General features: G+C 30.0%; 19 protein-coding genes. 2 read left to right on the top strand and 17 right to left on the bottom strand.

From position 1 onward, the window contains the following. Nucleotides 1-18 precede the first annotated feature (18 nt). The 5 genes from OXH55_RS02075 to OXH55_RS02095 form a co-directional block, all read right to left on the bottom strand. Complete coding sequence (locus OXH55_RS02075) at nucleotides 19-1,326, bottom strand: DUF4179 domain-containing protein (protein WP_268047793.1); 1,308 nt, start codon at nucleotides 1,324-1,326, stop codon at nucleotides 19-21. Further along, nucleotides 1,323-1,841 carry an RNA polymerase sigma factor gene (locus tag OXH55_RS02080; RefSeq protein WP_418921818.1) on the bottom strand — a complete coding sequence of 173 codons (519 nt, stop codon included), beginning with the start codon at nucleotides 1,839-1,841 and terminating at the stop codon, nucleotides 1,323-1,325. Before OXH55_RS02080 ends, OXH55_RS02075 begins: the two co-directional genes overlap by 4 nt. 149 nt (nucleotides 1,842-1,990) lie before the next feature. Beyond that, nucleotides 1,991-3,229, bottom strand: coding sequence for an efflux RND transporter periplasmic adaptor subunit (locus OXH55_RS02085; protein ID WP_268047796.1), 1,239 nt, complete (start codon nucleotides 3,227-3,229; stop codon nucleotides 1,991-1,993). 14 nt (nucleotides 3,230-3,243) lie between these two features. Further along, nucleotides 3,244-5,604 carry an ABC transporter permease gene (locus OXH55_RS02090; RefSeq protein WP_268047797.1) on the bottom strand — a complete coding sequence of 787 codons (2,361 nt, stop codon included), beginning with the start codon at nucleotides 5,602-5,604 and terminating at the stop codon, nucleotides 3,244-3,246. Further along, nucleotides 5,604-6,308 carry an ABC transporter ATP-binding protein gene (locus OXH55_RS02095; RefSeq protein WP_272508918.1) on the bottom strand — a complete coding sequence of 235 codons (705 nt, stop codon included), beginning with the start codon at nucleotides 6,306-6,308 and terminating at the stop codon, nucleotides 5,604-5,606. Before OXH55_RS02095 ends, OXH55_RS02090 begins: the two co-directional genes overlap by 1 nt. A gap of 229 nt (nucleotides 6,309-6,537) precedes the next feature. Between OXH55_RS02095 and OXH55_RS02100 the strand changes: the two genes are divergently transcribed. Further along, a complete protein-coding gene (locus tag OXH55_RS02100; RefSeq protein WP_268047799.1) occupies nucleotides 6,538-7,236 on the top strand; it encodes a transglycosylase domain-containing protein in 699 nt (232 codons plus the stop codon). A gap of 69 nt (nucleotides 7,237-7,305) precedes the next feature. Here the strand turns inward: OXH55_RS02100 and OXH55_RS02105 are convergent, their stop codons facing one another. From OXH55_RS02105 to OXH55_RS02145, 9 genes are all read right to left on the bottom strand, one after another. After that, nucleotides 7,306-8,934 carry a cell shape-determining protein gene (locus tag OXH55_RS02105; RefSeq protein WP_268047801.1) on the bottom strand — a complete coding sequence of 543 codons (1,629 nt, stop codon included), beginning with the start codon at nucleotides 8,932-8,934 and terminating at the stop codon, nucleotides 7,306-7,308. A 116-nt stretch (nucleotides 8,935-9,050) separates the two neighbouring features. Further along, nucleotides 9,051-10,982 (bottom strand): putative bifunctional diguanylate cyclase/phosphodiesterase, encoded by a 1,932-nt coding sequence (locus OXH55_RS02110; protein WP_268047803.1) that lies wholly within the window; start codon nucleotides 10,980-10,982, stop codon nucleotides 9,051-9,053. 340 nt (nucleotides 10,983-11,322) lie between these two features. Then, complete coding sequence (iolE, locus tag OXH55_RS02115; RefSeq protein ID WP_268047804.1) at nucleotides 11,323-12,219, bottom strand: myo-inosose-2 dehydratase; 897 nt, start codon at nucleotides 12,217-12,219, stop codon at nucleotides 11,323-11,325. Nucleotides 12,220-12,254: 35 nt separating this feature from the next. Further along, nucleotides 12,255-13,268 carry an inositol 2-dehydrogenase gene (gene iolG / locus OXH55_RS02120; protein WP_268047806.1) on the bottom strand — a complete coding sequence of 338 codons (1,014 nt, stop codon included), beginning with the start codon at nucleotides 13,266-13,268 and terminating at the stop codon, nucleotides 12,255-12,257. 44 nt (nucleotides 13,269-13,312) lie between these two features. Next, on the bottom strand, nucleotides 13,313-15,247 hold the full coding sequence (gene iolD, locus OXH55_RS02125) for a 3D-(3,5/4)-trihydroxycyclohexane-1,2-dione acylhydrolase (decyclizing) (RefSeq protein WP_268047808.1): 1,935 nt from the start codon (nucleotides 15,245-15,247) through the stop codon (nucleotides 13,313-13,315). A 19-nt stretch (nucleotides 15,248-15,266) separates the two neighbouring features. Beyond that, nucleotides 15,267-16,055, bottom strand: a complete 789-nt coding sequence (locus tag OXH55_RS02130; protein ID WP_268047809.1) for a 5-deoxy-glucuronate isomerase — start codon at nucleotides 16,053-16,055, stop codon at nucleotides 15,267-15,269. Between the two features lie 33 nt (nucleotides 16,056-16,088). Beyond that, nucleotides 16,089-17,108: a 5-dehydro-2-deoxygluconokinase gene (gene iolC, locus OXH55_RS02135; protein WP_268047810.1), complete on the bottom strand. Its 1,020-nt coding sequence runs from the start codon at nucleotides 17,106-17,108 to the stop codon at nucleotides 16,089-16,091. 27 nt (nucleotides 17,109-17,135) lie between these two features. Further along, nucleotides 17,136-17,975, bottom strand: coding sequence for a class II fructose-bisphosphate aldolase (locus tag OXH55_RS02140; protein WP_268047812.1), 840 nt, complete (start codon nucleotides 17,973-17,975; stop codon nucleotides 17,136-17,138). Nucleotides 17,976-17,987: 12 nt separating this feature from the next. Beyond that, nucleotides 17,988-19,142 (bottom strand): iron-containing alcohol dehydrogenase, encoded by a 1,155-nt coding sequence (locus tag OXH55_RS02145; protein ID WP_268047814.1) that lies wholly within the window; start codon nucleotides 19,140-19,142, stop codon nucleotides 17,988-17,990. A 326-nt stretch (nucleotides 19,143-19,468) separates the two neighbouring features. On the opposite strand from OXH55_RS02145, the gene OXH55_RS02150 reads away from it, so the two are divergent. Beyond that, complete coding sequence (locus tag OXH55_RS02150; RefSeq protein WP_268047816.1) at nucleotides 19,469-20,236, top strand: DeoR/GlpR family DNA-binding transcription regulator; 768 nt, start codon at nucleotides 19,469-19,471, stop codon at nucleotides 20,234-20,236. Between the two features lie 85 nt (nucleotides 20,237-20,321). On the opposite strand, the gene OXH55_RS02155 is transcribed toward OXH55_RS02150, so the two are convergent. The 3 genes from OXH55_RS02155 to OXH55_RS02165 form a co-directional block, all read right to left on the bottom strand. Then, nucleotides 20,322-20,987 carry an FMN-dependent NADH-azoreductase gene (locus tag OXH55_RS02155; RefSeq protein ID WP_268047818.1) on the bottom strand — a complete coding sequence of 222 codons (666 nt, stop codon included), beginning with the start codon at nucleotides 20,985-20,987 and terminating at the stop codon, nucleotides 20,322-20,324. Nucleotides 20,988-21,079: 92 nt separating this feature from the next. Beyond that, entirely contained in the window at nucleotides 21,080-21,337 is a 258-nt protein-coding gene (locus tag OXH55_RS02160; protein ID WP_268047820.1) for a hypothetical protein, read from the bottom strand. 77 nt (nucleotides 21,338-21,414) lie between these two features. Beyond that, complete coding sequence (locus OXH55_RS02165) at nucleotides 21,415-22,566, bottom strand: hypothetical protein (RefSeq protein WP_268047821.1); 1,152 nt, start codon at nucleotides 22,564-22,566, stop codon at nucleotides 21,415-21,417. Nucleotides 22,567-22,610 lie beyond the last annotated feature (44 nt).

Here is a 22,610-nt window from a genome sequence, read left to right on the forward strand (position 1 = left end):
AGAAGGTTTTTTCCAAAATTAATCCACAGCCACATCTATAACATGATTATAAATCTTGTTATACTTTAATCCTTTAATTTGTAGCTGCAATTTCTTTCCTGTACCCTTAAAACGAAGAGTTCTAGTATGACTTATGGTTCCATCACTATTTTTACTTTTCTTGCTTAAAATAGTTTCTTGCAGTTCTACCTTTTTACCGTCCATCATCATATATACCTTTGAAAGAACTACACCTTCTTTAGTTGTAATTGTTACATAAGTTTCTCCTTTTGCTTCATATACTTTGTCAATTTGTATTTTCTGTCGTAAAATTTCAATGGTTTTGCTGCTGACATTCTTTTCAATTTCTACTTGTTTATTAACTTTATGATCAGCTTCAAAGCTTACAAGTTTGATTTGAAGATTATTAAGGTCTGAAGGTAGAGCATCATATTCTCTCCTAAAAGTTATTCCATCCATGTTGGTACTCGTTCCTCCCCCCTGCCACTCTACTTCTTTTCCATTGGCAATAAGCTTTACATTTAAATCTGTGGGTCTGAAGCTTCCTCCTATAATTTCATCCTTAGCCAGTTCAAATATGTTTCGGATTGTCCCTTTGATACGAGTTTTTGTTGGAGACGCTGTTATAGATTCGAAACGTATTTTTGTCTCATCTGTTTTTATACTTTGGTTTATATTCTTCTTCAAAATATTGCTCATGGCTTTACTTGTATCTAACGTAAAAGCTATTTCCCCTTTTTCTGTATTATCTCCATCTCTCAAAGTAAAGCTCCATTTTAATTCTTTTTCACCCAAAGAAGGCTTTGCAAATTCTTCCTTATATTTCATTTGAGTTTTTGTATCATTCATTTCTCCTATACCACTTCTCATGTAGTTCCATTCTTCTTTTCCTTCTATTAATGTTGAACTTTCTATATAAAGTTTATCTACATTTCCCCTTGAATCTTTTATAGTATAAAAAGCTAAAAGCTGATTATCGTCTACCATAACTCCATCCAATGTCACAATGACTCCATTTTTAAAAGTATAACTTTTGTCTATGCCCTGACCTTTTCCAAGTTCATTAAGTTTTTTTAATGTACCAGTCATAACTCCATCATATCCTATAAGCTTTTTACCGTAAAAAGCCAATGAGTTCATGTTATATCCTACTAATATAACTGCAATAAATGCAGCCGCAGCCTTTACTTTCCATTTATGTTTTATCTTCTTTTTAGAAGTTCTTTCTCTTAGCGCACCTCTTAATCTGTCCTCCAGTTGTTCTGGCACTTTTAATTCATCTATTTCTATTTTCTTGTTATTGAGCATTTTTTCAATTTCTTTCAAAGTTCCTCACCTCCAAAGCTTTCTTTTAACTTCTTAAGGCCAATAGATATACGAGACTTTACCGTTCCAATAGGAACTTTTATTAAACTTGCGATAGTTTGATAATCTAAATCTAAAAAATACCGAAGCTTTATCACTTCCTGGTGTTTTTCATTTAATTTAGAAAGATACCCATCAAGCATAATCTTCTTATTTTTTTGTTCAATTATTTCTTCATCAGCTTCTTCTTTAATAGACTCTAATGAAACTACCTTTTTTCTTTTTCTCAAAAGTTTTTTGCAGCAATTTACCAAAATAGTTTTGCTCCAACTATAAAAAGCATCATCTTTCTTTAATTTGTGTATGTTCTCATATAAAATTACAATCATATCTTCCATTACATCTAATGCATCTTCTTCATTTTTCATATATACATAAGCAAGTTTATAATACTCCTGATTTTTATCCATAATAAGTTGAATTAATGCCTCTCCATCCCCTTGTTTTGCTTTTTCAACTAACTTTCTAGAATCCACTCTCTCACCTCTTTCCATATATAAGAGTATTATATCTATAAAAAAGTTCATATTAAAAATAAATTTTTACTAAAAAAAGAAGCCTTCCGGCTTCTTTTGAATTTACTATTAAAATAAGTAACCATTTCATTTTATATAAAATGTTGATATTAATAAACTTTCTTTCCTTCTTTAAGACCTTTTATATTATAATCAAGAATAACCGTATCTCCTTCTTTTAAGCCACTTTCTATAATTACATCTTTATTATCTTCTACTCCTATCTTTACAGGTTGTATATATGCTTTTGACTCTCTCACTACCCATACTGCTTTTCCATCTTTATAAGGGAATATAGAAGATTTAGTTATGAATATGCTATTATCCTTTTTATAAGTAGTAAATTTTATATCAAGATTATATCCTGATCTTACTGTGACATCTTTAAATTCTGGGTTTATAGTGAGTTTTATTCTTTGCTCCTCTAAACCTAAAGATGAAACTTTATCTACAGCTGTTGATGATATTTTTTCTACACTCCCCTTGAAAACTAAGTCTTTTTCTCTTGTTTTCAATATACATTCAACATTTGTACCTACATTTATATTGTGTATATCTTTTGTTAATACATAGGTTTCTACTTTATATTTTTCTGGACTAAATATTTCAACTACTGGTGTTCCTGCTGTTATAACTGTTCCCGTCTTTACATTTACACTTTTAACTATTCCGCTCATAGATGCATATATATTACCTCTACTCTTTTCATAATTTAATGATTGAATTTGTGCTCTTACAGATTCCTTCATAGCTTCATAATATTCATCGGTACCTTTAGTAGGCTGATTTTGTTCTTTTAGAACTTCAATATTATTCTGCTGCTGAAGTATCATGTTTTCTATATTTTCTATATTTTGCTGAGCCTTTTCATACTCAATTTCACTCACAATTTCATGGTCATAAAGTTCCTTTACTCTTTCTAATTCTTTATTTGCATCCTCAAGTTGTCTCTTAAGATTTTCTATTTGAAGATTAAATCCTTCTATCTGAGCCTCATAAGGCTTTATATCAGTTTGAAGCTTTTGCGCATCTAAACTTTTTATTTGAGCTTGAAGCTGTCTTATTTGATAATCCAATCCCTTAGTATCAATCTTACCTATTAAGCTTCCTTTTTTTATTTTATCTCCTTCTTTAACATTAACTAAAATAATTTTACCATTTGTTAAAGCATATACTGTATTTGTTTGATCTGCTGTAACTTCTCCGCTCTCTTTAAAAGACTGTGAATAATTTCTTTTCTTCACTGTATAGGTATTTACTTTTATTCCTTTAGAGTAATTGTAGATAAATCCTGCAGCAAGCCCCATAATAACCAAAATCCAAAATGCTATCTTTACTCCTTTTTTCAACACTTATCCCTCCTTTATTCTCTTTCCTTTAATACATCAACAAGATTTAGTTTATTTATTTTTCTGTTTAAAGCAGCTTTTGCTATAAATAATGATATTACTGTTCCTATAATCCCTGCAGCTATGGCCTCAAATTTTATTATAGAGGGCATTGTGTATAAATCATTACTAAAGGACTTTGCTAATGCACTCATCATACCTTTTGTAACGGGAATTCCTAATAGAACTGAAAATATACTTATAAAAAATTGTTCTACAGACAATACTTCTAAAACTTCTTTTTCAGTAAATCCAAGAACTCTTAGAGATGCTAGTTCTCTTTCTCTTTCTGAAAAGGATATGACACTTGAAGTGTATATTATTATAAAGCCTATTATTATAGAAAATATCAAAAAACTCCATATCATAGCTTTTGACGACTGCATTAGTTCATTTATTTTCTTTACTAACTCTGCTTTTACTTCTATTCCTGTTATCACAGAAGATTTATTGTAATGTTCCTTAAAATTTTTAATATCTCCATCTTCTATCTTTAACATCATAGATGTTGCCATTTCTTCATTTCCTATGAGTTCTGAAAGAGCATCTATATTCATATAACCACTCATTCCTAGATACTGCGGAACTATCTTAGCTACATAAATTTTTTTCTTCTCATCTCCCAATAAAGGACTTTCAAATTGAAGAACTGTCCCTACTTTTGCATCTAAAAGTTCTGCTGCTCTTTCCGATAAAACTACTCCTGAATCTGGTAATTTTATTTTATTGTTATTCTTATCTAAAATATTATAAAGCTGACTTCCTTTTGTAAGTCCTATTATAGGTACATCTTTCTCATGCCACTGATTTGTAAGCTTTGATGGTATCTTAAGCATAGGTTCTACCAATTTCACTTCTTTTCTGTGTTGAATATCTCTTAGCGCACTATCACTACTTATTGGTGTTTCAAAACTCAATTTACAATCATAAATTTGGACTTTCTCGTATTGGTCATTAAACATTACATCAAATAAGCTAAAAGCATTAAAATAAGTACACATAAGACTAAAAGCAAACATTACTCCTACTAGTGTAAATAGACTTCTACCTTTATTTCTAAATATATTTCTTACTGCCATTTTACCTTGTCCATTTAAGCTGTTCCAAAAGAGTTTTATTCTTTCAGCAATAGTTTTATTTGCTTCCTTAGGTGTCTCAGCTCTCATAGCTTCTGCTGGATGAAGTTTTAACACTTTTTTACTTCCTTGAAAACCTGCTATAAGACTTGTTACTAATGCTATTATTATTCCAAGAAGCATATAGTAAAATGAAAAGGAACTAGTAAGGTTGGGTATACTGAAATAAGCTTTATACATTTCTGTCATGGGCTGAGCTAAAACTATTCCTGAAATTCCACCTAAAGCTCCTCCTATTATTCCTACAAAAACAGCATAAGACATATAATGATATAATACTTCTCCACTGCTGTAACCAAAAGATTTTAGTATTCCTATTTGTCCCCTTTGCTGTTCTATAGTTCTTTTAAGCATTATATATAAAATAAATCCAGCAATTCCAAGAAACATAATTGGAAGAGATTTAGCCATACCTTCAAGCCCGGAAAGTTCTTGTGTAAGCATCAAATTACTTGGTTGGTCTTTTCTTGGATACATTGCCATAAGAGAATACTTTTCAAGCTGTGCCTTAATGTCATCTTCTACATTTTCATATTCAACATCATCTTCTAAAGTAAAAGATATATCATTTACACTATTTTTTTCTTTTAAATAAGACTGTATCACATCATAAGGAATATAAGCTATACCAAAAGCTTCTGGGTTTGGAAATAAATCTTGTCCACTTTTCATGGCATAAACAAAATCTGGACTCATTTCCGTTCCACTTATGGTAAATTCTATTTTCTTCCCTTCTATAATTAGGTTTATTTTATCTCCAATTTTTAAATTATTTGCTTTTAAAAAATTAGTGTCTACTAAAATATTATTTGAATTATTTTTTAAATTGTTTCCCTCCATTAATATAGGAGAATTAAGATGAAAATCCTTACTCAAATCTATTGATATCAATCTCAAATATATATTTTTATTACTGTCCTCCGTATAAACTCTTACATCTTTTATAACTCTTCCTTCTATTTGTTTTATGCCATTTATTTTTGATAAGTCGTCTACTTGAGAATACGGTAGGTTCTTAACAGATATAAATCCATGTGCAAAATTAGCATTCTTATAAAATCTTTCTTTAGCAGTATTAAGATTATTACTTACCATAGACATACACGTAAATACCAAAAGTCCTGTCATAACAACTATTATGCAAGCTATATAAGAAGCCTTATTCTCTTTAATATCTCTTAACATTTTTAAAAACAGCATTACCAATTTACCTCCTCAGGAGAAAGAGGATTTTCATTTACTTTAACATCTACTAATTTGCCATCTTTAATATAGAATACCCTATCGGCAATTTTTGATATATCGGAATTATGAGTTATTATTATTACTGTTTTATTGTATTTTTGGTTAAAGTCTCTTAAAAGTTTAAGTACTAACATTCCAGTTTTCCCATCTAAAGCTCCTGTGGGCTCATCACATAGAAGTATATCGGGATTTTTAGCAAGAGCTCTTGCAATAGCTACTCTCTGCTGCTGACCTCCTGACATCTGAGCTGGAAAGTGGTCTGCTCTATCATCAAGTCCTACATCTTTTAGTACCTGTCTTGGGTCCAGCGGCTCCTTTGATATTTCAGCAGCTAATCGTACATTTTCTTCAGCATTAAGGTTAGGCATAAGATTATAAAACTGAAATATAAAACCTACTGCTTCTCTTCTATACTTAGTTAATCCTCGTTCATTTATTTTATGAAGCTGTCTATCTTTATAATAAAGCTCTCCTGAGGATATTTTGTCCATTCCACCTATCATATTTAACAAAGTACTTTTACCAGAACCACTTGGTCCTAGAACTACTACAAACTCGCCTTTGTAGATTTCAAAATCCACTCCATCTAATGCTCTTACCTCTACCTCCCCCATCTTATAAATTTTTCTTACATCTTTTCCGCTTAATATTACCTCCAAAATATCACCTCTCAAATCTAAATAAACTTTCCACCTGTACTTTCTATATATAAGAATATTATATCTATAAAAAAGTTTATATTGAAATAAAAGTTTTAAGCTAAATTATAACATTACAAAATTGTAAGTTTAGACCCCTTAATTGTAATGTAATTCAATGGCTTGTGTTTTGATTTAAATATAGAATAAAGTTAAAGATAAATAAAATTTTAAAAGAGGTGAACACAGGATGAAAAAAACAATAACTTTTTTATTAATATCAATAACTCTTCTTATTGTGACAAACTGTTTTGCTTATCAAGTTAATAGTAATAATAAATATTTTATAGATAAAGACTTACTAAAACAGATTTCAGCTAATATACCTAACTACACAAAAATAGATAACATTCCTCGAGACTTAAAAAATGCTGTAGTAGCTGTTGAAGATAAAAGATTTTTCAATCATCCTGGCTTTGATATAATAGCCATCGGTAGATCTATAATTATAGACATAAAAGAAGGTAAATTTAAAGCAGGTGGAAGTACAATCACTCAACAATTAGCCAAAAATCTATTTTTATCAAATGAAAAGAAACTTAATAGAAAAATAAAAGAATTAATTTTAGCAATTAAGTTGGAGCAGAAATATTCAAAAGAAGAGATTTTAGAAATGTATTTAAATGTTATTTATTATGGTTCAGGTGCTTATGGAATTCAAAATGCAAGCCAAGAATATTTTGATAAAAACGTTTGGGAACTTTCACTAGAAGAATGTGCAATGTTAGCTGGATTACCTCAAGCTCCTAGTGCATATAATCCAAAGAAACATTTTGAAAGAGCTAAGAAAAGACAAAAAGTAGTTCTTTCTAGAATGGCTAAAAATGGATTTATAAATGAAGAAATAGAAGAAAAAACTCAAAAACAAGTGATACTACTAGCTCAATAATAACAAAACCCATCTTAAGAATTTTCATTCCAAAATTCTTAAGATGGGTTATTTTGATTAATTTATATATTACTTACTTCCCTTAATATTTATATTATTAAATTCAAGTACATCTATACTGCTGCTTTCTGTTTCGTTATATGAGAATGAAACATTATCTCCCTCTCTTGTTAAAGGCAGTTGTGATGAAATAGCTGCAGATGCTGTAAATATAGTATCAGGTTTTTCTTTTATTATAAAATTATAATAAGTCGTGCCTTCTATATTGAATGATCCTATTCTCATTATTGTTCCCTGCAGTTTTTTCTGTTCTCCTGTAAACTTTAATGTTATATTACCTTTATTTTTCAAGGTCTTAACATAATTTGATTTTGCATCTTTTATTGTTTCTCCAACTCCAACTATGCTGTAATCTTCCACGCTGACCATTGCATACTGCTTAATTAATCCCTTTTTGTCCTTTAAACTCATGAAATAAGTAGGGATATTTTCAACATTTATTAATATAGGGAAGGTAGCCTTATATTGAAGATTCTGTACTTTACCTTCTGCTGACTGCATTCCTGCTATTTCTGTAGAACCTGAAACTTTGTAAAAAGTTGAATTCATTGTTTTTGTATTTGTAAGAATAAATCCTACTATAGCTTCATCTGATCCAACAGATGTTATTCCTGTATAGTAATAACATTCTCCGTTATTGTATACCATGTTCATTCCTTTTGTTGAAGTAAGCATGTCCTTTTTACTGAAATTGAAGAATCCATGAACAAGTTCTCCCCACCAGTCAATTCTATCTCTTATAACAAAATCTGGTGCTACTCTATCTACCCAAGAAGGTATATTATTTGTATCATATTCTTTAATTTCTCCACTTTGAGCATCAACAACTATAACTCCAAGTATCTTTTCTCCTGAAAAACCTATTGAATTTATATACTTTGTAATAACCCAATAAGGTTTACCAGTATCATCTAATTCAAAACTAAAATCCGTAAGTCCTGCTGTTCTTTCTGCCTTCATATATACATGTCTTTTTAAATCTGTACTAAAATAGGCATTTGGCTGATACTTTATTTTGAGTGGCTTACCATTTAATTTATCTACTAATTTTACATCCTTAGTATTAGTAGCATTTACCATAATATATCCTGTTGTTCCTTCTTTATTATTCATCCATTTAAAAAATCCACTGTGAAGTAGAGGAGATACCCAATAAAGTTGTCCATTTACATTTTGCTTAGTAAACTCTCCCAAAGTAACCTGACTTCCAAGCCCTACGTACGTTCCTAACTTCTTATCTCCTAAATTTTCTGCAAGCTTTTTGTCAACTATAGGAAGCTGTGTTAAATCAACTGTGTGTATATCATTTGTAAATTCTTTTTGTTCAACATTTCCTATTAAATTTCTATATTCATCAGCTCTAAACATAGATGAATTTATTACTCCATATGCAATAATAGCAAGTACTAATACTCCTGCAATTATAAAACCTGTTTTTGATTTTTTACCTTCCGTTTTACTTTGTGAAATTAGTGATAGTACATTTAAAACTACACAATTAATTACTACAAATAATGTTACAGTAAGTGATGTTCCTAAGAATTTAAAATTCAAAGGTAACAATAAAAAGTAGTTAAGAACTACTAATAATACTGCTGAAACTAATACTACTATTATTCCTTTCTTATTCTTTTTCATTTGTATACCCCCAATAATGTTAAGCGCAACTCTAAACATTGTAATTTCTATTGTTTAAAGAGTTATTTTATACTACATATTATATTCCTTTAATTTTTAAATGTCAATATAAAAAATTAGGGAGCGGTTCTTATTTTTTCATTTTCACTCAAAACATATAATTCCTCAAAAGCTTCCTCTGATAGAGGTTTGCTAAAATAATATCCTTGGATTTTATCACAATTTTGTTTCATCAAAATATCATATTGTTCTTTAATTTCAACCCCTTCAGCTACAACTTTAACGTTTATTTTTTGAGCCAATGATATAATTGTATGAATTATATATTGTTTTTTTGAATTTTTTACAATATCATCAACAAAACATTTATCAATTTTCAATATATCTATAGGTAAATCCATAATATAACTCAAGGAAGAATATCCTTTTCCAAAATCATCTAATGCAATTTTAACTCCTAGTTTTCGTAATTTCTCTAATTTTCTTATGTTACATTCTAAAGATTTTATAAGTATATTCTCCGTAATTTCAAGTATAAGATATTGGGGATCTACCCCTGTTTCCTCTATTATTTTTTTAACAATATCAACAAAATCTTTCTGATTTAATTGAATTACAGATACATTTACTGAAATAGATAGTTTGGAGCTTCTTGAAGTATTCCATTGCTTACTTTTATTACAAGCAGTCCTCAATACAAACTCACTTATTGGTAATATAAGACCATTTTCTTCTGCTAATGGAATAAATTCATTAGGTGAAATTATTCCTTCTTCTGGGTTTATCCATCTTACTAAGGCCTCTATCCCACTAATATTGGCTGTTCTCGTATTTATTTGTGGTTGATAGTAAACGCTAAAGGAATTATTTTCAACAGCTTCCTTTAATTTTTTTTGTATATGCATCTTACGCTTTAGTTCTTCATTCATATAGCTCTTAAAAAATTTATATTGATTTTTTCCATTACTTTTAGCTTTGTACATTGCTATATCTGCCTTTTTTAAAAGTTCATCTGAGCTGCAAGCATCATCAGGATATATAATAATGCCTATACTTGCAGTAACGTCAAACGCATAATCATCAACAACCACTGGATTTTTGAATTTCTCTAATATTTTATTTACAAGTTCTCTTACTTCATCAATACCTTTAATATTCTTTTGTAATATATTAAATTCATCTCCACCAAATCTTGATATAATATCATCTTTGTTAACACATCGCTTCAATTCTTTACTAATACTTTTCAAAAATTCATCTCCATAGGCATGTCCTAATGTATCATTAACAAGTTTGAAATTATCAAAATCAATACAAAATAGTGCACATTTTCTATTGTATTTTCTAGCTTTCTTCAATTCTTCATTCAGTTTGTTTACAAATGTTTTTTTATTAAAAAATCCTGTTAAAGAATCATGATAAGCATAATATTTTAATTCACTTTTCACTTTCTCGTAATGACATAAAATCACGCCTATCCCTATTACCAAAATTGAAATTATAGAAACAAAAGTCCATATATCCCATATAGTATCGGATTGTTTTACCATTGAAATTGCATGAGATAAACTCCCCACAAATATATATATATTTCCAATAGTATATTTTCTCGATTCTTTTAGCTTCCAATTGCAAAAAATAATCAATAAACCTGAGCTAACGATACTAGCAAAAATACATGATCCGTATATTTGCTTTTCAAATAAAATCATACCCATTATAAAAAATATTAATATGTTAATTATATAAAAAATTAGTATATATTTATGTACATTGGGTAGCTTAGTTTTTATAAAAGTATACATTGCTTTTAATAATAAAAAACAGCATAGATAAGTTAATATATCATTTATTAATAACTCTTTTGTATGTATTAATATTGCTTCATTTATAGCATCTATAAGAAAAATACATGAGCAACAATACCATATAAAACTTAATTCTAATAAATATTTTAAACCACTATCTTTATATAAATATGTAAATAAATATCCCATAAACATATAACTTACAATACCAAAAATAAGTATTATCATTGTTTCATTCATTAAATTTACCCTTTCTTATTTAGTTTAATATTTATCGCCAATTTAATCCTCTTATTAATTTGCATGAATAAACTATAAAGGTAAAAAGGTAAAATAATCAGCAAAATATTCCCTTCATTTTATCATATATCTCTAATATTTCACACATTATATATGTTATAGTTGAAAATGAAAGAAGACAGTCAAGAGTGAAGGTTAATTATTACTAAAACAAAAAAACTTCTCAAGAACTTTTATTCTAAAATTCTTAAGAAGTTTTATTTTCTGTTTAGCTATTCAATTTGCATGTTTACAAGAAGTAATATCAAATTGTTTTGTATATTTTTCAATATAATTTTTATTATAATTGTGTTTTCGATTTGATATAATTTCTAGCTTTTATAGCATATTCAAGTGGATTTGCTTTTGCAGGATCTTGTTCTGCTTCAACTAGAAGATATCCTTCATAATTGTTTTCTGCTAATATATTGAATATAGGTTCAAAATCTATATTTCCATCTCCTGGAACTGTAAATGCACCAGCTTTTACAGCTTGTAAGAAACTCATATTTTCTTCTTTTACCTTTTCAATAACATCTGTTCTTACATCTTTTAAGTGTACATGTTTGATTCTGTTTACATATTTCTTTAATACTGCTATTGCATCTTCACCTGAAAATACTAAGTGACCAGTATCATATAGCAAGTATACTAAGTTAGAATCTGTCATTTCCATAAGTTTATCTATTTCTGCTGTTGTTTGTACTCCTGTTCCCATATGGTGGTGATACACAACCTTCATGTCTTTTTCTTGTGCTAATTCACCTAATTTATTTAATCCTTTAGCTAATTTTTCCCATTGTTCATCAGTAAATATTGGTTTTTCATTGAATATAGGTGTGTCCATCATTCCTTGAATACTAAGGCCTTGTTCTGATACTACTATTACTTTAGCTCCCATTTCATTTAAGAAATCTCTATGTTCTATAAATGCATTTACTGTTTCTTGTAAAGGCTTAGTTGTTAAGAAAGCACTAAACCATGCACTTGCTATTTCCATTCCTCTAAGTTCTAAAGCTTTCTTTAAAACTTTAGTATCTCTTGGATATTTATTACCAACTTCGCTGCCTGTAAACCCTGCAAGAGCCATCTCACTTACACATTGTTCAAAAGTATTTTCGCTTCCTAATTCAGGCATATCATCGTTAGTCCAAGCAATTGGAGCTATTCCTAATTTAACAGCATCTTTTTTAAACATTTTATATCTCTCCCCTTATATTCTTAGATTTTATTTTACATTTCAATTTCAGAAATTTTTACTGGTCTACCTTCCTGTATTGACTTTTTAGCTGCCAATCCAATTAATACTGGTTTTAATCCATCTAAAGCATTTACAGGGACTTCTGTATCGTTTACAACTGCAGCAATAAATTCTTTAATTTCTTCAGCATAAGCCTGCATATATCTTTCTAAGAAGAAATGTAATGGTTTTTCTGCAGCCACACCTTCTTGAGTACTAATTACAGCTCTTGAACCTGTATCATTTGTTACTGCAACTGAACCTTTTGAACCAAACACCTCAGCTCTTTGGTCATATCCATAAGCAGCTTGTCTACTATTATCTATAACCCCTAAAGCACCATTAGCTAATTTTAATGTAACTATTGCAGTATCTATATCACCAGCTTCTCCTATAGCAGGATCCACTAGTACATTACCCATTGCATAAACTTCTTCTACTTCGCTGCCAGATAAGAATCTTATCATATCAAAATCATGAATTGTCATGTCAAGGAACATTCCACCGGAAACCCTTACATAATCTATTGGAGGAGCTTCTGGATCTCTTGATGTAACTTTTATTATATGTGGAGCTCCTATCTTTCCAGATTGAACAGTTTCTTTTATAGCTCTAAAATTATGGTCAAATCTTCTATTAAATCCTACTTGATATTTAACTCCTGCTTTTTCAACTTCTCTTAAAACTTCTTTAATTTTTTCAACATCATGGTCAATTGGTTTTTCACAGAATATATGTTTTCCTGCTCTTGCGGCTTCAATTGAAATTTGTGAGTGGGTATCTGTTGAAGAACATACAAGTACAGCATCAATTTCAGTATCATTTAATATTTCTTTGTAATCTTTATAGGTATTTTTAATTCCCATATTTTCTGCCCACTTTGAAATTTCTTCATTCATAAATGGGTCTGCTATAGATTTAACTTCAGCATCAACAACATATTTATTTATACTTTCTGCATGAACTTTTCCTATTCTTCCTGCTCCAATAATTCCTAATTTAATCATAAAATTGCCACCCCTCATAAAAATTTATTTTTAAATACTTATTATTAATATTTTCTAGCTTTTTCTAAATTAATTTCCTTGTTTTCATAAGCATTTTGTATTTTTTCATTTTGTGATACTTCTGCCACTCCAACATGCCACCATGATTCATATCCATTTGTCATTGTCTTAGGTAATATTTTTATATCAATTAATGTTGAAACAGTTTGTTTTTTAGAATCCTCTACAGCTTGTATTAATTCTTCTATATTTTTTACTGTATACGTTTTAACACCATATCCTTCTGCACTCTTTGCAAAATCTATATGCATCAATTTTCCATCTAACTTTCCAGTTTTCTCATTTCTATATCTCAATTCTGTTCCAAAACTGCCCATTCCATTACCCATCTGTAAATTGTTTATGCATCCAAAACTAGAGTTATCAAATAATACTATATTTATCTTCTTTCCTTCTTGTACACTTGTCACTAATTCAGAATGAAGCATTAGGTAACTTCCATCTCCAACCATTGCATAAACTTCTCTATCTGGAAGCGCTAATTTAACACCTAGAGCACCTGCAACTTCATATCCCATACATGAATAACCATATTCCATATGATATGTGTTTGGTTTCTTAGGACACCATATTCTTTGTAAGTCTCCTGGCAAACTTCCTGCTGCTCCAACTACTATTGAATTATCATCTATTAATTTATTTAATTCTCCTAATACTCTTGTTTGAGTTAAGCAAGATCCTGTATCCTTATAAAATTCATCTAAAACTTCATCAAGATGACCAGCTATTTCAGGTTTAAATCCTTTTTCTTTATATTGTATATTCACTAATCTCTCTAATTCTTTTTCCCATTTTTCTTTAACATCTTTTATCTCATTAGTATACGCCGATATGTATCCTGTTTTTTCCAAACTTTCTTTTATATTATTTAATGCAACCTTAGCATCTGCTACCACCTTTACAGCATCAAGCTTATAAGCATGAAATTCTGATACATTGATAGTTAAGAAATCTACATCTGGATTTTGAAATAATCCCTTTGATGCTGTTGTGAAGTCAGTAAATCTTGTACCTACTCCTATAACTAAATCTGCATCTTTTGCTATAAGATTTGCAGCTAAATTACCAGTAACTCCTATACCACCTAAGTTTAGTGAATGATTCCATTCTACTGCACTTTTTCCTGCTTGAGTTTCTCCAAATGGTATATTGAATCTCTCTGCAAAATCCTTTAATGCTTCTGCTGCTTCTGAATATCTTACTCCTCCACCACAGATAATTATTGGTTTCTTCTTTCCTTTTATTAGTTCAACCGCATCATCAATAGCTTCTTGAGATGCTGGTCTTCTTTCTATTTTATGAATACGTTTTCTGAAAAAATATTCTGGAAAATCATACGCTTCTCCTTGTACATCCTGAGGAAGAGCAATGGTTACAGCTCCAGTGTTAGCTGGGTCTGTTAATACTCTCATTGCATTTATCATTGCACTCATAAGCTGTTCAGGTCTATTAATCCTATCCCAATACTTACTAACTGCTCTCAAAGCATCATTAGTAGTTATTGATAAATCGTGATACTGCTCAATTTGTTGTAAAACTGGATCTGGTTGTCTTGTTGCAAAAGTATCGCCTGGCAACAATAGAACTGGAATGTTATTGGCAGACGCTGTTGCAGCTGCTGTTACCATGTTTGCTGCTCCAGGGCCAACCGATGAAGTACATGCACAAATTTGTTTTCTGTGTTTTTGTTTTGCAAAAGCAACCGCTGCTTGAGTCATTCCCTGCTCATTACAACCTTTATATACTTCTAAATCACCGGGATTTTCTTCTAAAGCTTGTCCTAAACCTACAACGTTACCATGACCAAAAATGGTGAATATACCCTTTACAAACTTTTCTTGTTTCCTATCAAATTCAACATATTGTTGATTCAGAAATCTTACCAACGCTTGTGCTGTAGTCAATCTTATTGTTTTCACCTTTCTCCCCTCCATTTTTCTATTTATCTGGCCATATTTTAGCATCAGGATCTAATAACCATTTATGCTCATCTAAATTTATTCTATCCGTCCAAGGATTGTTGTCTAAGTGTCTTATCATCCAGCAGTAGTACATAGCATAACCTGGAGCTGCTATTTGAGGATGAACAAGTCCTCCCGGAATTGCTGATATACTGTTATTCGTAATCTTGTATACATTATCACCTATTATTGAACATCCGAATCCTTGTGGTTTATTAAATTTGTAATAATATACTTCTGGCTGTGGGTGGTGATGTGGTATATAACTTGACCACTTTCCAGGGAAGTTGATGACTTCTCCCATTACTAAATTTGAATAAGGTGCATTTGAGTAATCAAAAACTGTACGAACTACTCTTCTAGCAGTATCATTCCAAACTCCTTCTCCAAATATGTCACTTCTGCAGTCTTCTGGTGAATATAACTTGCATTCAAATTCTTTTTCATTATCTGTTTTTTGAATCAAGACTTCTGCTTCCGAAATTGATGTAATCTTTACTTCTACATTTTTAGGGATATGTAAGCACCAAGGGTTTTCATCAAAGACTGAATTTCTTTTCATTGTCTTTTTATTTCCTTGCCATTCTAATGTCACTTCACCATCTACTAATAAAAAAGCACTTTCCTTTTCAGAATCAAAACATACTTCTTCTTGTGCTGATTTCATTTTATATATACCAATATCCATCATCATATTGCTGTGTTTACTATCTATTTGTGTTAAAGTATTATATCCTTCTTTTAATTCACCAAATCTTTCAATCACCTGTTGTTCCCCCTTTATTCCAGTAGCTATAGTTTAGCCTCTAGCTACCATTTCACCATATTCTTCTTTTTTCTTACAGATAAATTCTTTTACCTCATTTACAGTCGGCATAGCATCTGAACAGTTATGGCTTGCAACTAACATTGCTGCTGATGCACTACCAAATTCTAGAGCATCAATTATTTCCCATCCTTCCATTAATCCATAAATAAATGCTGAAGCATAAGCATCTCCGCCTCCAAAAGATTTTAATAGTTTTACTGGGAATGGTTTAATTTTAAATGCTTGACCATCTTCTATATATGCTGTTGATCCTTCTTTACCATGTTTAATAACAACTATCTTGTTTCCATATCCTATCCATCTATCTGCTGTTTCTCTGTCAGTGCTTCCTTCTGGTTTTATTAATCTTTCCATTAAATCGAATTCTTCTCTTGAACCCATTACCATGTCACTCATTTTACATGCCATTGAATAGTAAATAGCAATCTCTTCTTTTGATTTCCATGTATACTCTCTATAATCCACATCAAAAATTACTACTGTACCATGCTTTTTAGCATATTCTATTGCCATAAAACAAGCTTCTCTTGAAGGACTTGCAGATAATGCTGTACCTGATACAACGATTGCTTTTGCATTTTTTATATATTCTTCATTTATATCTTCAGGTGATAAGTTCAAATCTGCAATACCATTTCTATACATTAATATTGTGCTTTCAGTAGGGCTTAAAATTTCAGTAAATGTCAAGCCTAATGATTCACCATTCTTAGCTGTAACAATATTAGAAGTATCTATACCATGTTTTTCAAAATATTGTGTTACAAAACGTCCAAATTGGTCATCAGAAACCATTCCAATAAAGCCTACTTTTTTTCCTAATCTAGCCATTCCTGTAGCTATATTAGCAGGAGATCCTCCTACATATTTTGTAAATGTTCTACTTTCTTCTAATGGTTTGTAAATATCATTTGGGTTAAAATCTATAGCTACTCTTCCAATACAAATTATGTCCATCTTTTTTGTATTATCAAAATTCATATTAATCATCTTAATTGCCTCCTTCGCCATTTACTATTACTTATAGCTTTTAAAAATATTTATATGGTTTTTTACATTTTCATAAGCGGCTTCAATCACCTTATTGTGATAAGTAAAATAATCTACAGAATGAGAATTTTCTAACAATTCATCCACTCTTGTAACTACATTGTTAAGTGTAGATGTAGCAATGTTAATCTTTTTTATTCCGTATTTTATACATTTTTTAAATTCCTCTGGTTTAATACCAGATCCTCCATGTAATACTAACGGAATCTCTACTGCATTGTTAATTTCTTTTAGTCTTTCAAACTGTAAATTTGGCGTTTCTTTATAAACTCCATGTGCATTTCCTATCGCTACTGCTAAGGCATCAACTTTAGTTTCTTCATAAAAGCGTTCTGCATCTTCCACTCTTGTAATTAACATATTAATGTCTTCAGAACCATCTTCACTTCCTCCAACTCTGCCTATTTCAGCTTCTACACAAGCATCATACTTTTTAGCTAATTCTAATACTTTATTTGTTTTTTCTATATTTTCATCTAGTGGTAAATGAGAACCATCAAACATTACTGAAGTAAACCCTAAATCTAGTGCTTGTTTTATAGTTTCAATACTTACCCCATGATCTAAGTGAACAGCTACTGGTACTTTTGCATTTTTAGCTGCTTCAATCATTACAGGACCAATCAAATTAAGTGGAGAATGCTTTAAACGAACTTCTGCAATTTGTAATATTATTGGGAAATTTAATTGTTCAGCAGCTTTAACTGTCCCCATAATCATTTCCATATTTGCAATACTGAATGCACCTATCCCATAATCTGATTTATCTGCTTTTTTCAAAAGTTCTTTCATACTTACTAATGACATACATTTCACCTTCTAACCCCATATTTTTTTATAGATATTTGCAATATCTTGTTTTTCAGGTTGTTTTATGGTATTAGCAGGACTGCCACTAGCCAATGCATCTTCTGACATTTTGTCTATATTTTCGAAAAATTCTGCACGTTCTATGCCGTATTCTTCCAGATTAGGTATATTTATATCATAACATATTTTTTTTATTTCTGACACTAGCTCTTTAGCCGCCTCTATATCAGACATATTATTCTTATAAATCCCTATTGTTTTTGCAATATTTGCAAAACGTTCTGGTGCTCCTTCAACTGCAAAATTCAAACATTCAACAAAAAGCATTGCATTTGCTAGTCCATGTGGAACATGGAATAATGCCCCTATAGGTCTGCTCATACCGTGAATAAGTGTAACTGATGAATTATTAAAAGCTATTCCTGCTTCTAGTGCTCCAAGTGCTAATTCATTTCTAGCTTCAAAATCTTTTCCATCATTATATGCTTTTCTTAAATTGTTAAAAATACGTTTTATAGCGGATAATGCAAATGTATCTGATAATGGTTGTGCAACTCTAGACGTGTATGATTCAACTGCATGAGTTAATGCATCAATTCCTGTTGCAGCAGTTACATTAGGTGGTGCTGTCATTGTTAATTCTGCATCAATTACAGCTAATATAGGAATTAAGATAGGTCCTTTTAATAACATTTTCACATTATTTTTTGTGTCTGATATTATTGTAAACTGTGTCGCTTCTGAACCAGTTCCCGCAGTAGTAGGTACTGCAACAAGTGGTGGTGTAGGATTCTTGATAACTTTGCCCATATAATCAGTGATATGTCCTGGATTTGTAATCATTGCACCAATTGCTTTCATTGCATCAATTGGGCTTCCTCCACCTATTCCAATTAAAAAATCACATTTATTATTTTTATATAATTCTATTCCTCTCTCAACTATTGTATCTGTTGGTTCGCAATTAACATCACTATAAATTTCATATTTTACTCCAACATTATCTAATACATTTGTTACTTTAGATACATTTCCAATGTTGACCATGATGTTGTCCGTTACAATCAAAGCTCTTGTACCCAATTCTTTTATATAAGTTCCAGCTTCTTGTATAGCTCCTTTACCAGAGATTATATTTTTCGGAATTAAAAATTTGTGTGCCACTAGGCATCCCCCCATATATTAATAATCTCCCAAAACTTTATCATGTTTTGAGTAAGTTTTGTGTACTTGTTTTCGTTGTTTGATTAAATTCTACCTCCGTTTTTTGCCTTTGTCAATCATTTTTTATATCTTTTATTATTTTTTCTAAAATTTGGTTTAGTTTTTATTTATATATTGATTACATTTTGGTTATCTTTTGATTATATTTTTGTATTTAACTTGTAATTTTCAAGTCTCTCTTATATAATATTTAGTATAATATAAAATTTGACGTTTATATTTTGATGTATTTTAAAACATAAATTAAAAACTTGGGAGGATAAAAATTGAAATCTCATAGAATACAAGAAATTGAAAATTATATAATACAGCATGAAAATGTTTCACTAAATACATTATGTTCCGTTTTTGATGTTTCAAAAAATACTATAAGAAGAGATATTTCAGAACTTGAGAAAAAAGGTAGCATAAAAAAAGTATATGGAGGAGTTACCATAAAAAATAAAGCTAAAAAAGACACCGTTCCATTTGCAGAAAGAGAAATTAAAAATAAGTCTGAAAAACAAATCATTGCTGAAATTGCTAGTAACTTAGTAAATGATGGAGATATAATTTTTATTGATTCTGGTACAACCACTATGCATATGGTACCTTTTTTAGCAGATAAAAAAAACTTAACTATAATAACTAATAATCTCAACGTTTTGATCAGTTCTCTAATGTATCCTAATCTTAACGTATTATCACCAGGAGGAACATTATTTAGACAAACTAATTCACTCATAGGAATTGAAGCTGTGAATTTTTTAAGAAATTATAATATTTGCAAAGCTTTCATGGCTACTACTGGGATTTCTATTTCAAAAGGTGTTACTAATTCATCATCTATTGAATATCAAATAAAGAAGACAGTTGTAGAAAAAAGTGATGAAGTAATCATTTTAGCTGACAGTTCAAAATTTGACATTACCTCCTTAATGACATACTGCCAATTAGAAGAAATAGATGCTTTGATTACAGATAAACTTCCACCTAAACCTTTTGAAACTTCCTTTAAAGAAAAAAATGTAGAATTGTTAATTCCCACTGATTAAAAATAGCAAAAACTTCCTAAGAATTTTTATTCTAAAATTCTTAGGAAGTTTTATTCTTTATATTTTATACTTTGGCTCTATTAATTTATATTTGTAACAACGGTTCTCTAGAAAGTTTTTCAACTACCTTATCAATATCATCATATGCTCTACTGATAGCTTCATCTTTACCAACATCCTCCATGTCTACACCCTGAACAAGTATTTTTTCAAACTTACTTATGCCCAAAAACTTGAATATGTCATGAAAATAATCAACTCCATGATTAAAGTTACCACTAAAAAGCTTTGGATAAACCCCACCTGAAGATTGAACATAAACCATATCTCTTTCTTTATCATTCAGAAGTCCTGTTACCTCTTCTTGAGATATCTTAATTACCTTATTATTAAGTACGATACAATCTACATATCTTTTAAGCCTTGCAGGAAAGCTTACACTCCACATTGGTGCAGCAACCACATAGGTATCTGCACTTAGAAACTGATCACATAGTACATTGATTCTATCTACTGCTCTTTTATCCTCTTCTGATAAAGCATCATATTCAGCCCCTGAAACAGTCTCTGCTCTATTTTTGAATAATTTATGATTCACCTCAGGTATATCTTCATTATAAAGATCAAGTTCTTCTACAACATAATCTGTATTTTTAGCAAGGAAGTGATTTACAAATTTTCTTCCTACGGTCTTACTGGTAGACATTTCTTCCGGTTTTGAGTTAACTGTGATATATAATAGTTTTTTCAACTTAAGCACCTCCAAATCTATAGTTATTTTTAACTTAATGTCTTAATTTATACGACAATATAAACCTGGAATTTTAAGATTAAAAACTATTCTTATAAACTATTAACATAATCTAACATTTCATCCAAACTTGGAGTACTATACATAGCATCTACTCCGCCACCATGATAGTACAATGCAAATCTTGATGAATTCAGATAAAATATATGATAGTTTCTATCCTCTACAATTCTATGACCCAAACATGTTTCTGAACTGTCAACTAATTTTTCTATTCTCTTATCTCCTGCTTTTATTCCTTTTTCACCTTCTAATTCTTCAAAACGATCATAAAATTCAAATTTACTCATAACATATCACCTCAATTTCCATTGTATACATAATATTATGTGATAAAATTGTTTACTTTAATCAAATTGAATAAATATTATTTCAAAGTTATTATATATGCTGACTCAATCCATTCATCACTACCATCTTTAGATTCATTTCTGTTAACAATCATTTTTTTACCAGATGGACTCCACTTAATACCGTCTCCATTTACTCTATAATCTACTGATATTTGATAACTTTTTTGTGTATCAATATCTGTAACAAACACTCCTTGTTCTTTTTGTACAGCATTATCTTTCACTACTGAATACGCAATTTTCTTCTGATCTGGTGACCAACTTGTGTCAGATATTCTACCTTCATCAACTATTACAACTTCATTTTTTCCTTCTAAATCTGTTAAAATTAAAGAATGTTTATCTTTTTCAACTTCTCTAACAATAGCAAATTGATTTTTATTTGGTGATAATTCAAAATCTAAAGCATTCTCTTTAATGACTTTCTTTTCCTTTGTCTTTATATCATAAGAAACTATTTTTTTATCATAAGTCACATAATATAATTTATCTCCTACTTTTACAACATAATATATCATATTTTCCCAAAACTCCACTTTTGGATTATATTTCTCAATTTCTTGAATAATAGATGATTTACCATTTATATTCCCTAAATAAACTCCACTTGCTTTATAAGGCATAATAACTTGTTCATTACCTATCCACTTAGTGCATATCATATCTGACCCATAGGGTTCTTGTATTTGCAATTTTTTATTACCTTTCACATCAATGATATACCCCATTTCATTACCTAATTTCTTGTTTTCAAAAATATTTACATACATAATATGCTTCTTATCTGGTGAAATACCTATAAAATCTACATCTTGTGATTTATCAACAAGGCACTTTTCTTCTTTAGATTGAAGATTAAAAGAATATAAATTTCTGATATTATGCACTCCTATACCTGTATCAATAGGTTTTAACTCTTTATTTTCTTTTGTAAATAATATTTTATTATCATCAATCCACTCTTCTCCTCGTATTCCTTCCAAGCTCTCTATTTTGTCCACGGTAACCTCACCACTAATATCCTCATTATTATTGGCCTTTACTACAATAGTCTTATCTGATTTTTCAATTACTTGACGTCCTTCTTTATTTTGAGAACCACAAGCAGTAAATGAGCTAATACACATAACAGCTATAATTCCTAAAATCATTTTTCTTTTTATCATAATAAGTTCCCTCCCACTTTTTATGAGGTTATTATACAAAACTT

The organism is Clostridium ganghwense, assembly GCF_026735165.1.
Taxonomy (GTDB): domain Bacteria; phylum Bacillota; class Clostridia; order Clostridiales; family Clostridiaceae; genus Clostridium_H; species Clostridium_H ganghwense.